The organism is Bariatricus sp. SGI.161 (genome assembly GCF_050313695.1).
Lineage (GTDB): Bacteria > Bacillota > Clostridia > Lachnospirales > Lachnospiraceae > JAFBIX01.
In genome coordinates this window covers 1-12,217 of sequence record NZ_JBNPLX010000023.1, presented here as the reverse complement: position 1 = coordinate 12,217, position 12,217 = coordinate 1, and the positions used below count along the sequence as shown (strand labels likewise).

Sequence of the window (12,217 nt, the reverse complement as noted above, 5' to 3'; positions counted from 1 at the left end):
CGAATAACTTATTATTTGGTCCAAATTTTGTTTGTTATTCTTCATCAGTCAATTTTATTACGATAAACCTTATACATATTTGTAAGATATACTTCAGGTTCAGGCATCGGATGCCCCTTACCCTTTGTATCACGACGTTCATGCTGCATATATCTTTGATTTATTCGCTTCCAATCGTCAGGATACATCGACTTGAACAAATCCTTAAACTCCTGCATATTGTTTTTATCCTGCATAGCTGCAAATACAGCTTTGACTTTTTCTTCTTTTTTTACAATAACGCTTTGAGCCATGTGTTATTCACCTCTCTTTCGACATAAATTATACCACGACTAAATTAACTTGCATAGAATGACAATTCACTTTTTATGGTAGTGCAGGCTAAAAAAATCAATATCAAGGCGTCTGGATTGTTCGGCAAACTGTATATGTATTAAAAGAAATGCCGCCACGCCCGGCGTCTGCTTTACTTATTCGTCAGTGAAATGGAACTTCTGGCCGTCATAGTCGGCATCCGTCATTCGTTCCAGTTTGGAAAGGGTCTGCTGAGCCAGCGCCTGCATATCCCCGTCCATATCCGGCAGGGCGGCGGTGATCTTGCTCATTGTCCTGCGATGGTCAGCGTTATGGTACATACAGATCAGGTTTTCTTCTTCCACAGTAAAGTGCATTTTTCATACCTCCAATTCCTTTTTCTTGGTTCTGGCCGCCGCCTTTTTTGGGCTGGCGGCCTGTTTGCTGTCGGTGAGCTGCTTGCGGATAGAGGGCCGGGGCCTGCGTATTGACACATCCCGGCGCTCGTCCTTGCCGATCATGGCATACACGCCGTGCCGGTCTTTTATCCCGGTGAAGCACAGGGACTTATAGGGCAGCATGGCAAAGAGCCGGTCATTGTCCTTGGTGGAGGCCAGCGCGTCAAAGTGCGGTGAGATCTCCACCATGTAATGCGTCTTGTTGGGGCTATTGGGTGCAGACATATCTTTCAGCTTATCCACGATGCGTTGCGCCTCTGTTTCAATCCGGTTGTCATGCAAAGCGGTGATATGGGTCTTGAAATCCCCCGGCCTTGCCTGCTTCCGGCTGTGCTGCTCCTGCTGTAACGCCTCCTGCAGCACAGCCGGGTCGCGGGGCTGAAACTCATAGTGCAGGAAATCGCCCAGCACACGGTCAGGGCTTCCGTCAAAAAACTGTTCCGCCGGAATGTCACGGCTTCCACGCTCATAAAAGAGCCGGTTCACACTCACCGGCAAAGCAGCGTCAATGACGTGCCGGAAATGCTGCTGGTAGTCCAGCTCATAGAGATTGCCCCGGATAGTATCATCCTTTGTGCCGGTCAGCTCCACGGCGTAGGCCAGTATCTTGTCGCGGGTCTGCTCCCCGTAGAACCGCCATGTATTGTGCTGCCGGGTATCTTTCAGAAACACATCACGTTCCCGGAAGCAGTATGTCCCGGAGGGCCGGGACATCCACAGCAGGGTCTTGTCCACGGCCTGATCGCTGGCGGCGGCCCGCTGGATGATGCCCTTGTCAATGTCAAAGTCGCTCTGATAAAACGCGGTGTTCTGCCGCATGATCTCATCCAGCGCCGCAATCACGTCCACATTCTCAAACTTCTGCATCCGTTACACCTCCAATTCCTTTGATTTTTCCCGCGCCGGTTTCTTTTTTGACTGTTCCTCCTGTGCGGCTTTGAGCTGCGCCCGGATGGAGGGCTTTTTCTGCTGGGTCTTGCGGGACTGTTTGGCCTTGGGCTTCTTGGCCTCGGCCTTGGCAGCATCGGCAAGATCGGTAAGGGAAACCTGTTCCCCGGCTTTTACCTTGGCCTCCAACTCGCCCATGGACGGGGTGTTATTGATAACGCCGTCAATCATGTTTTCGTTCTGCTCCGTTGATAGCTCGGCGGTACGCAAGGGATTTTCCCGTAAAAACTCCGGTACCTGCTGAAAACCAAAGCTGTCACAGTAATGGGCGGTATCTTTGCCTCCCTGATGCAGCACCACCACGTCGGACACGGAAAGGGAATGTCCCTTGAAATCTGCCGGATGGTCGATGTTGAATGTACGGTAAATGTCCTCCAACGTGGTTTTGCTATCCAGCGGCGCGGTATAAACAAGGTCATAGTTGGCCCTGTCCACAGAGCGGCCCGAGGCCCGCAAGCGGTCATAGGGTTCAAACCGATATTCCCGCGTTTCATCACCACTCTTGATCTGATAGATAGAAAAGCTGTCCTGCCCCGGCGCTTTATAGCCAGCCGCCGCATATTCCTCCACGGTCATACCGGCTGCGGCGGCCTCCTGTGCGATCTCGGCCTGCACCTGCTCCTTGTAGTCCTGCAAGGTCTGGTCAAAATCGGACAGCTTCGGTGGCTCCGACAACTGATACTGGCCCTGATTGAGAAGCGGGCGGCACTCCTGCACATATTCAAGAACGGCATGGAAATAGGCTTCCTGCTCCGGCGTCAATTCCTCCCCGGAAAGCAGGGGCCGTCTGGCTTCCTGTTCCATGTGGGAGAGATTGCAATGCAGCTTCATATAAGGAACAAACTCACCCAGCAGCATATCCCGTTCCGCTTTGTCCTGCTCCCAGCCCTCTAAGCCGGTTTTCGCAATCACATGGTTTTTCCAGCTTTCATCCTGGGCGTAGTATTCATGGTAGCTCTGGATATGCTGTATCAGGGAACCGTCCCCGTCGCCAAAGTCCTGCCGCCCCTCGTAGTTGTCCGGCTGACCCCGGAAAGTAAAATCAATGCGGAACTTGGTCTTGTCATAGCCCATGCCTGCCGGATATTCTGCATCCAGCTTGGCAAACAGGGCGTCGGCCTCATGCAGCGGCATGGTCTGACCCTCTTTCAGATGGGGGCTTTCGCTCCAAAGCACCGTAACAACCGGCTCCGCTGCCGGGTCAAGGGATGGAGCCTCGGTCTGGTCTGGCGTTTGCTGTTCCTGCGGCTGTTCGGCTTCCTGTTGTTCCTCGCGCTCCTGCTGAAGCTGGGCCAGATGGCCGTCAATGTCGGTTATCAGCTCATTGGCCGCCTTTCGGATGGTTTCAAGGGAGGCTTTCAGCTCGGACAGCTCCCGCCCGGAACTCCAACCGGCCACATAGCCAAAGGAATAGTCCGACGTGTCCAGCCCGTAGTGTTGGCAGACGGCATATGCCACGCTTTCGGCCTGCACCTCACGGGTGCGGCGGTCGGGCCGGTCAGCCTGCTCGGTGGCTGGGGCATCCTTATCAATAGCGTGGAGCTTGGCATGGGCGATCTCATGGATGGCTGTTTTCAGGGGTTGCAATTCACTCATGCCCTCGTCAATGGCAATCCGCTTTTCTTCCAGATGGTAGTAACCGTGTGCGCCGCCCTCGATGTTCTCAAAGGCTATCGGCACCGGCGACGCCTTTTCCAGCGCGGCGAAAAAATCCTGATACTGTTCCACACTGCCGGTCAGCTCGGACACGGCAATGTCCGGGATTTCCTTGCCCTCGGTCTGGCTCACATCAAAGACTGTGACGACGCAAAAGGCCGGGATTTCAATTTCCCGTTCCTCGGTAACGGGCTTGCCGTCTGCGCCGATTACTGGCTTTTGAGTAGCCGGGTCAATTTTCTCCATCTGCTTTTTCACCTTGTAAGGGGATGGGGCCAGTATCTTGATGCCTTTTTCACCTTTTTTCACATGGCGCTCAAAGTCGTCCCGCCACTTGCCAAAACCGGCAACCAGAGAGGCGTCCGGCTTCTGCATGGCGATCAGCAGCGTATTGTTGAAGCTGTAATTATGGAATTTGGACATTGCCGTGAGATAGGCTTTGTACTGTTCACTTTCAAAAAGGGCCTGTATTCCGGCTTCCAGACGGTCAGTGATCTCTTTCATGCGCTCGGCATTGTTCTTTCCGTTTAAGTCGATGGGGATAACCGGCTGGGGCTGCGGGGCCTCGGCAGTCAATACCGCTGCCTGCCGGGTCTTGATCTCGTCCCGCATAACCTCCAGCTGGGGAAAAGCCATTACCCGGTATTCCTCCGGCACCGGCTGGCCCTCATGGACGCGCTGCCACTCGTCTCCGCTTTTTACGATATAACCATACTCGGTAAAAGCTCCCTGTTCCTGCTGGGAAATGTGACGTCCAAACTGCGCCGTATCAATCCCGGCTTTCCATTTCTGCGGCATATCCACCATGCCGGAACGGTTCAGGTAGTAGTCCCCCAAAACGGCGGCGGTATGCACATCCGGCAGATGCACATAGTAGTCCGCGTTTTCGGTAAAGTCGATGATCTGACCGATATTTTCAAATCCGCCCATGGGATTTTGCAAAGCGGCGTTCAGCTCTGCGATCTCGGTGGCGTCAAGCTGGCCCAGCCGGGCGGCAAGGAAATTCAGCTCGTCCACGTCGGCTGCCAGCACCATATCGTAAGGCAGCGCAAGGCGCTGGCCCTCCGGATAGGAATACCCGTTGATAAAAAAATCCTGCGGATTGTCGGCGGAAATGCCGATCTGCCGCAGGGCTGCTTGCAGTTGTTCCGTTGTAGTAGGCATATCCAGCCAGACACCATCCTTGCCCTGTTCGTAGAGCTGGCGGTTGTGGAGCTGAATAGAAAATACTTCGTTCACGCGCTCACTCCTTTCATTGTCCTGTTCCATCAGACGGTGCATCAGCTCGTAGTCCTCAATGCTCATGTTGCCGTCATATACATACGGGTCGATGTCCTCGCCATTATAGGGGCGCTCATAAAAGGGTAGCCCCGCTTCATGGGCCTTGGCCCGCGCTTCCTCCAACACCTCCGGGGGCAGCACATCGTCGTGGGCCTCCATAAACGGGGCGATATTACTTAGGCCGTTTTCGTAGTGATGGCGCACTCCGGCGGCCAGCTCGTCCACACTCATTGCCTCGCCCAGATGGCCGGAATAGTAGCCGTTCACCACAACGGCCTTGGGGTCTGCGGCCTGTATCTCGGCAAGCCGCATTTTGTCCTCCGGGTACAAATAGTCGTTCATATCCAGATGAAACGCTTCCCCGTGCCATGAACGTCCCTCCCGCCAGAACGCCAGCCATGCAATGCCGCTTCGTAAATCGTCCTGATATTCTCTTACGGTGTCCCGTAAACTTGCCATCGGCAGCCTCCTTTCTCTGAAATATAAGGGTTTGGGAAACTCCCAACAAGCAAAATCCCCGGCCCGGTCAGGGACGCCGGGTCAGGGATTTACCGGGAGTGTAGCCACACTCCCTATGCTTGCTCTGTTAGTGTCTTAGCTTCTGTGTTCCACGCGGTAATTGACGTATTTCCCGCCGGTATCGGCCAAAAGCACCGTCCCGTCATAGGTTTTGCCGGTTTTCATGGAATAGAGGCCCTTTACCTTTGCTTTTCCGTCTTTGAGTAGCGCGGCGGCGATCTTCGGGGTGAACGCTTTCCTGCGTTCCTCAAAAAATCGGTCATTCTTCCACATAACAAACTGGCAGGCCCGGTTTCCGCAGTAGTAGTTTTTCCTGCCCTCGTAGACGGCCTCGCCGCAGCGGGGACACGTCCCGATTGCCACGCGCTCGGCCTGAAACAATTTCTGCTTATCCTCACTGATGCAGGAATAGGTTTTCACCAGCTCCCGCGTCATGGCCTCAATACCGGCCATAAACTCGTCCGGGTCAGCCTGCCCCTTGGCGATCTCGGTCAGACGGCGTTCCCATTCAGCGGTAAGCTGGGGAGAGGTCAAAGCCTCCGGCAGTACCACGGCCAGATTGATGCCGTCCTTGGTGGGAATGAGCTGCTTGCCCTTTCTCTGCACAAAGCCCATCTGCACCAGCTTTTCCAAAATAGCGGCGCGGGTGGCCGGTGTGCCTAATCCCTTGCGCTCGGCGTCCTCCGGCATATCCTCGGCCCCGGCCTGTTCCATAGCAGACAGCAGTGTATCTTCGGTATAGGGTTTGGGCGGCGTGGTGAAATGCTCCGTGACGGATGCAGCCACGTCCGAAAAGGTCTGGCCCTCTTTAAGCTCCGGCAGCTCCCGCACGGCCTCGGCGTCCTCGTCGGAATCGGTTTTCAGGGAGGAACGGAAACAGCGGTCAATCTCTTTCCAGCCGGGGGAAAGAACGGTCTTGCCCTTGGCGGTAAACTCTTTCCCGGCACAGGTGAATGTGGCGGTGACAACCTCATACACATAAGGCCCGGCCACGGCACACAGCACCTTGCAGCAGATCAGTGACAGCAGCTTTCGCTCACTCTCGGCCAATCCGTCAAAGCCCTGCTTCACAAATGCAGCGGTGGGGATGATGGCGTGGTGGTCGGACACCTTTTTGCTGTTCAGAATGCGGTCATACTGCGGGGAAATGTTCAGGCCCTTGGCGAAAGGCACCAACTCCCAAAGGCCGGACACAAGGCTTTCGGCCACAGGCAGCATATCGTCGGTCAAATACTGGCTGTCCGTTCTCGGATAGGTCAGCAGTTTCTTTTCGTACAGTGTTTGTGCGTAATCAAGGGCCTGTTTGGCGGTAAAGCCAAAGAGCCGGTTGGCCTCCCGCTGCAAGGTGGTCAGGTCATAGAGCTTGGGCGGCTGCTCCGTCTTTTTCTCCCGCGTTACAGAAACACAAACGGCCTGCGCTCCGGCACAGGCTGCCTTGACGGTGTTTGCTTCGGCAGCATCAGAAAAACGGCTGCTTACTGCGTCCGCGCCGCCTACACCGATATGGACGATGTGATATTTCTCTTTCTTGAAATTCGTGATCTTGGCGTCGCGCTCTACCAGCAGATTCAGGGTCGGGGTCTGGACACGGCCCACGGTCAGGGTCTTATGATACAGTACGGAGAAAAGCCGGGTGGCATTGATGCCCACCAGCCAATCCGCCTTGGCCCGGCACAGGGCCGATTGATACAGCGGGTCATAGTCCGTTCCCGGTTTCAGGTGGGTAAAGCCGTCCCGGATGGCGCTGTCCTCCATGCTGGAAATCCAGAGGCGCTTGAACGGCTTTTTACAGCCTGCCATCTGGTAGACGAAACGGAAAATGAGTTCTCCCTCGCGCCCGGCGTCGGTGGCGCACACAAGGCCGGTCACGTCGGGGCGCTCCATCAGGGAGCACAGAATGTCAAACTGCTGTTTTTTCTCGTCAGGGATGATGTACTGCCACGATTCCGGGAGGATGGGCAAATCCTCATAGCGCCATTTCTTGAAACGCTCGTCATATCGGCCAGCGTCGGCAAAGGACACCAGATGCCCGATGCACCAGCTCACCAGATAGCCGTTTCCCTGCAAATATCCGTCGTGCTTCTCCGTGGCCCCGATCACGCCCGCAATGCTGCGGGCGACACTCGGTTTTTCTGCAATTACCAACTGATAACTCATTCCTCGTCCTCCTGTTCATTTTCGGTTTCCGGCGCTTCGTCCTCCAAATCCTCGTCGTCACCAAAATCATACTCGTCTAAATCGTCGCTGCCCTTGGTATCTGCCCTGGGCTTTTTGAACTTGAAGTAATACAGGGCTGCGCCGCCGCCAGCCAGTGCTACCACAAGGAACACGATCAGGCCGCCAGTGCCGGAACCACTGTTTTTCTGTCCCTCCTGCGGGGCCTCGGTTTCCTGCGGCTGGGTTTCCTGCGGCTCCGGCCCGGTACACTCGCTCATGTTATTTTTACAAACCGGGCAATTCGTATTGACGGTCCCGGCCTTACATTTGGTGGTACAGGTGCAGACAGAAGCGGTACTTCCTGTCTGGCCGTCCTCCATCAGCGCCAGCAGGTCGGCTTCATCCACCTGATTTAAGAAATGGACGGTTTCTTTTCTCTCGTCGTCCCGGTCAATAATCAGGTAAAAGACGTTGCCGGTCTTGGTTTCTACGGTGATAAACTGCTTGCCGCTTTGGGCGGTGCTGCCGATGTCGTCAATCAGCGTCAGGTTCCCGTCCGGGGTCAGGGCGGCGCTGCCGCCGGTCTGGCTGCCAGTGAACAGCCCCAGCAGGGCGGCAAGTTCTTCTTCATCAAGGGAGAGGGAGAAGCTGCCCGCGCCGGTACTTTCTTTTTTGGTGTCGCTGACGGTCAGATAGTCGGAATGGACATAGCCGATGCGCTCCGGCAGAAGAATTTTCACCCAGTCGCCATCTGTACCAATCACTTCCACCTGCGTCCCATTGGGAAGCTGGGTAAACGCAGTCTTATCAAGTCCCGCGCCGGTACGGACATTCAGCTTTCCGCCGTTGGTAGTCACGGTGCCGGTCTGGGTAGTTTCCTCCGTGCCGCTGGTTGTGATCTGGATGCCGTCATCCGTAGCGGTGATGCTTACCTTGGAGCCGAACAGAGAGGAAAGCAGGTCGGCGGCCTCCTTGCCGGTCAAGCTCTTGGTTTTATTGTCCTCCGTTTTGCCTGCGGCTGCGGTATTCGTCTTGTCGGGCTTCTCCGTGTCAGGCTCAACGCCGCCCGTTGCCTCGGCGGCAGCTTCCGGCAAAGGCTCCGGGGCCGGGTCGGTGCCGCCCGCAAAGGCGGTAACAGGAAAGACCGTGACGCAGAGCATCACGGCCAGAATTGCGGGCAGCATACGGGAAATTCGTCTGGTTTTATTCTTCATGGGCATTGTCCTCCTGTTCATGGTACGCTGTGACAGCAGGGGCGGCCTGCATTGCGCCGGAACGCAGGAACGCGGCAAATTCCTCCGGCTTCATGTTCATGCCGCGCACAAGCTGGATGATCTGCAAATTCTCCTGTTCGGTTTTCTGTGCTTCCAGCTCCCGAAGTTGCTTCTGATACTCCGCGATCTTGGACTTGGTTTTCTGGATGTCCTTTTCGATACGGTCAAGTTTACTTGCCATAGTCAAAACTCCTTTCTGGCGTCAGGGCAGACGCCCGAAACTGTAAAAATGGGATTGCCAATAGTTTGAATTAAGATTTGTGTAGGAAATGGGGTCGCCACAATGCAGCATGACCGAATTGCCCACATACAGGCCGACGTGGGACACGCCGGGGGTGTCATAAGTGCCGACAAAAAACACAAGGTCGCCGGGTTTGGCCTGCGAACTGGAAACAGGGGTGCAAATGTTGTATAGGCCCTGCGCCCCCAGCCGTCCCACGTTCCAGCCGGAATGATTGATGACCCATGAGATAAAGCCGCTGCAATCAAAGCTGGTGCTGGGGGAACTGCCGCCCCACACATAGGGATAGCCGATGTACTTTTCGGCCTCTTTCAGCATGGCGGCAAACTTTTCATCCTCCAAAGCCTCCGGGGGAACGTCATAATAGGTCGGTTCTTTCAGGGTGGAGGCGTGGGGGTACTGGCTGCCGGAAAACAGGTCGGGCCGGTTTCCCAGCGTGGACATATACAGGGAATAGGCACTTAGGGTTTCCTCGTCCATAATGTAGACCGGCACATGGGATAGATTGAAATTTTCCAGCGTCACGGTGCAGATGTAATAGTCATACGGCACCTCGTAGGTGTCCGTGTGGGTGTTGCCGTCTGCGTCCGTCCATGTATCGGTTTCTGTGCGGTAGCGGGTTTCCACCACGACAGTTTCCGTCAGGATGTATTGCTTGTCGAACAGCATTTGCAGGTCGCTTCGCACCTCCCCAATGGTAAACTGCCCGTCATGGAGTGCCGAGAGAATGGAGATCAGCACATAGGGGTCATGCTCGATGCTGTCAAGGTCAAAGTGGTACTCGTCATAGTCATGGGTGGCCTCGTAGTTGTCCAGATATGCTTGCAGCTCGGCTTCCAGTGCAGCGTAGGTATCCTCGGCGGCCAGCATATCGCTGTCCTCGGAAAAGTAGGAGGATGCCGCAATGCCGCTTCCGGCGCTGCCGAACATGGCGGTACAGGATTGCAGGCCGGTCATTACCATCAGCAGCAAAAGCCCCAGCACCAGAACGGCCAGCGAACCTTTCCAGTGACGGGCCACAAAAGAGGCGGCCCGTTTGCTTTCCTCGGCGGCTGCCTTGGCCGTTTTGGTAGAGGATGCGGCGGTTTTGGCTGCGCCCTGTGCCGCCGCCCCTGCGGTCTGGCCCGCTGTCCGGGCGGCTTTGGCATACTGGCGCTTGATCTGCTGCTTTTGCCAGAACCGGGAAACGGGATTGGTGGCCGCCTGTGCGATCTCCGGGTTATCCCGCAATGACTTCTGGTAAAAATACTCCGCGTTGGCGGCAAGGGCCTGACGCTCGGCTTTTTCTGCGGCCCGGTAGGGTTTCAGCTTGTGATGCCGGATGCTGCTGCGGATGGCCCGGCCAGTCTGGCGCTCGGCAAGTTCCTCCCCCTTATGGCCGCCCTCCACACCCACGTTTTCATGCTCAACTTCGTGGATTTTGCCGTGGACGAATAGCAGCGCCTCCGAAACGGGACGGCCTGCCGGGTTGGGCTTTAACTTGGGAGGCCCTTTGTCCTGCTGTTCAAAACGCAGGGCGCTCTTGGCCTTGCCGGTGGCCTCGTCACAGACCGTTTCTTTCACGACAACACGCTTTTTCGGAATGGCCTCACGGGCTGCATCCAGCTTGTCAGCTTTCTGATCTGCTTTGCGGATGTAGGGCTGCAAATCCGGGTCGGCACGTTCTTCCTCGGTCAGTTGGAGCCGGGAGGATGACCGGTGCAGGGCGGTGTTCCCCTCGGCTGCGGTGGCCGCTGCCTGCTTTGCGGACTTTTTGGCCTTATGCCGGTCATGGGCATCGTCGGCCCGTTCCAGCAGCTTTTCCGCTGTGCCGCCAGCCTCCGGGGTATAGTCCTGTTCGGCCTCCCGGCTGGAAATGTTCTCTACCTCGCCGGTGGCCTGATTTTCCAGCGTCAGGCCGTCGCGGGTCATGGCCTGTGTCACCTTGGGTTTGGCTTTCAGCTCTTTCAATGGCCGTCACCTCCTTTGCTGTTTGGGGTCATTGGCTTACCACCTCGCTTAACCGGGTCGTCATAATCTTGTAGAGCTGGGTGTTGTGAGGGATCGGGTTGGTAAAGGGCAGCACCACATTTTCAAAGATCAAAAGGCCCTCGCCGGGGTCGGAATTGTCAATGTACTTCTGCTGGTCTGCCGACAGGTTGAGCCGTTCCGCAAGGATTTTCCTGTCCCCGGACGCCTGATTGAGCAGCGTGATAAAATCGCTGTTTTCCAGAATATTTTCGATCTCCGGGGAGGAAAGCAGGTCTTTCACGTTCTGCGTCGCGCCGGTGGGGATGCCGCCCCATTTCCTGAACCGTTTCCAGATTTCAGCGGAATAGGCCGCCGTCTGTTCCTCTTTCAGAAGCAAGTGGAACTCGTCGGCAAAGTACCATGTGGCCTTGCCCTGGCTGCGGTTGGCGGTGACGCGGCCCCAAATCTGGTCTTGGACAATGAGCATCCCCAGCTTTTTGAGCTGTTTGCCCAATTCCTTGATGTCAAAGGCCACAAGCCGGTTGCCGATGTCCACGTTGGTACGGTGGTTAAAAACATTCAGGGAGCCAGACACATACAGGTCAAGGGCCTGCGCTACACGGTCAGCCTCCGCGACGTGCTGATCTAACAACGCTTTGTGGAGGTCGGACAGGATCGGCATATTTTCCGGGCGGGGGTCTGCCAGATAGGGCTGGTAGATCACCCGCACGGCCCGGTCAATGACCGTCTTTTCAATGGGTTCCAGCCCGTTCTTGCCGCCCATGACCAGCTCACAGAACGACAGCACAAAGTCGGATTTCAGGGCCAGCGGGTTATCGTCCTCGGAATAGTTCAGGTTGATGTCCAGCGGGTTTACATAGTCCCGGCTGGTGGGCGACAGCCGGATTACCTGTCCGTGGAGCCGCTTCACCAGCGGATAGTATTCAGCCTCCGGGTCGGAGATAAAAATATCGTCAGGCGTCGTTAAGAACACACTGACGATCTCGGATTTACAGCTCATGGACTTGCCGCTGCCGGGGGTGCCTAATTTCAGACCGTTGGGACACCGAGCCTGCTTCCTGTCCAGCATAATCATGTTGTGGGACTTGGCGTTGACACCGTAATACATGGCTGCGCCGCCCTGAAAAAGCTCCTGCGTCACAAAGGGGACGAACACGGCCACGCTGGAAGTGGTAAGGCCCCGCTGAATTTTGATCTGGTTGACGCCCAACGGCAGGCTGCTCACAAGGCCCTGTTCCTGCTGGTAGTCCAGACGGACAAGGGAACAGTTATATTTCTGCGCCACACCGGCGGCCTGAAACACATCGTTGCTCAACTTCTGTTTGGTATCGGCCACGTTCAGCACAAGAAACGTCAGCATGAAAAGACGCTCGTTGCGGGTCTGCAATTTCGTCAGCAGCTTCTTGGCGTCCTCCCCA

At 55.8% G+C, this 12,217-nt stretch carries 9 protein-coding genes; all 9 read right to left on the bottom strand.

Going from position 1 to position 12,217, the window contains the following annotated elements:
- Window positions 1–44 precede the first annotated feature (44 nt).
- Entirely contained in the window at window positions 45–293 is a 249-nt protein-coding gene (locus ACQRBH_RS12875) for a hypothetical protein (RefSeq protein WP_427761979.1), read from the bottom strand.
- Between the two features lie 177 nt (window positions 294–470).
- Window positions 471–671, bottom strand: coding sequence for a transposon-transfer assisting family protein (locus ACQRBH_RS12870; protein ID WP_427761978.1), 201 nt, complete (start codon window positions 669–671; stop codon window positions 471–473).
- Window positions 672–674: 3 nt separating this feature from the next.
- Window positions 675–1,619 carry a hypothetical protein gene (locus tag ACQRBH_RS12865; protein WP_427761977.1) on the bottom strand — a complete coding sequence of 315 codons (945 nt, stop codon included), beginning with the start codon at window positions 1,617–1,619 and terminating at the stop codon, window positions 675–677.
- Window positions 1,620–1,622: 3 nt separating this feature from the next.
- A complete protein-coding gene (locus ACQRBH_RS12860; protein WP_427761975.1) occupies window positions 1,623–5,096 on the bottom strand; it encodes a YodL domain-containing protein in 3,474 nt (1,157 codons plus the stop codon).
- 135 nt (window positions 5,097–5,231) lie between these two features.
- Window positions 5,232–7,313: a DNA topoisomerase 3 gene (locus tag ACQRBH_RS12855; protein ID WP_427761974.1), complete on the bottom strand. Its 2,082-nt coding sequence runs from the start codon at window positions 7,311–7,313 to the stop codon at window positions 5,232–5,234.
- Window positions 7,310–8,527 carry a CD1107 family mobile element protein gene (locus tag ACQRBH_RS12850; protein ID WP_427761972.1) on the bottom strand — a complete coding sequence of 406 codons (1,218 nt, stop codon included), beginning with the start codon at window positions 8,525–8,527 and terminating at the stop codon, window positions 7,310–7,312. Before ACQRBH_RS12850 ends, ACQRBH_RS12855 begins: the two co-directional genes overlap by 4 nt.
- Entirely contained in the window at window positions 8,517–8,768 is a 252-nt protein-coding gene (locus ACQRBH_RS12845) for a DUF4315 family protein (RefSeq protein ID WP_325208224.1), read from the bottom strand. Before ACQRBH_RS12845 ends, ACQRBH_RS12850 begins: the two co-directional genes overlap by 11 nt.
- 21 nt (window positions 8,769–8,789) lie before the next feature.
- On the bottom strand, window positions 8,790–10,739 hold the full coding sequence (locus ACQRBH_RS12840; protein WP_427762032.1) for a C40 family peptidase: 1,950 nt from the start codon (window positions 10,737–10,739) through the stop codon (window positions 8,790–8,792).
- Between the two features lie 67 nt (window positions 10,740–10,806).
- Window positions 10,807–12,217: VirB4-like conjugal transfer ATPase, CD1110 family (locus ACQRBH_RS12835; protein ID WP_427761971.1), on the bottom strand; the 1,411-nt coding region annotated here is incomplete at its 5' end.

Bases quoted from the DNA above. Each gene is read 5' to 3' on its own strand.
- ACQRBH_RS12840 (WP_427762032.1), bottom strand. From the start codon at position 10,739: ATGACCCGCGACGGCCTGACGCTGGAAAATCAGGCCACCGGCGAGGTA.
- ACQRBH_RS12875 (WP_427761979.1), bottom strand. From the start codon at position 293: ATGGCTCAAAGCGTTATTGTAAAAAAAGAAGAAAAAGTCAAAGCTGTA.
- ACQRBH_RS12845 (WP_325208224.1), bottom strand. From the start codon at position 8,768: ATGGCAAGTAAACTTGACCGTATCGAAAAGGACATCCAGAAAACCAAG.
- ACQRBH_RS12860 (WP_427761975.1), bottom strand. From the start codon at position 5,096: ATGGCAAGTTTACGGGACACCGTAAGAGAATATCAGGACGATTTACGA.
- ACQRBH_RS12865 (WP_427761977.1), bottom strand. From the start codon at position 1,619: ATGCAGAAGTTTGAGAATGTGGACGTGATTGCGGCGCTGGATGAGATC.
- ACQRBH_RS12855 (WP_427761974.1), bottom strand. From the start codon at position 7,313: ATGAGTTATCAGTTGGTAATTGCAGAAAAACCGAGTGTCGCCCGCAGC.
- ACQRBH_RS12870 (WP_427761978.1), bottom strand. From the start codon at position 671: ATGCACTTTACTGTGGAAGAAGAAAACCTGATCTGTATGTACCATAAC.
- ACQRBH_RS12850 (WP_427761972.1), bottom strand. From the start codon at position 8,527: ATGAAGAATAAAACCAGACGAATTTCCCGTATGCTGCCCGCAATTCTG.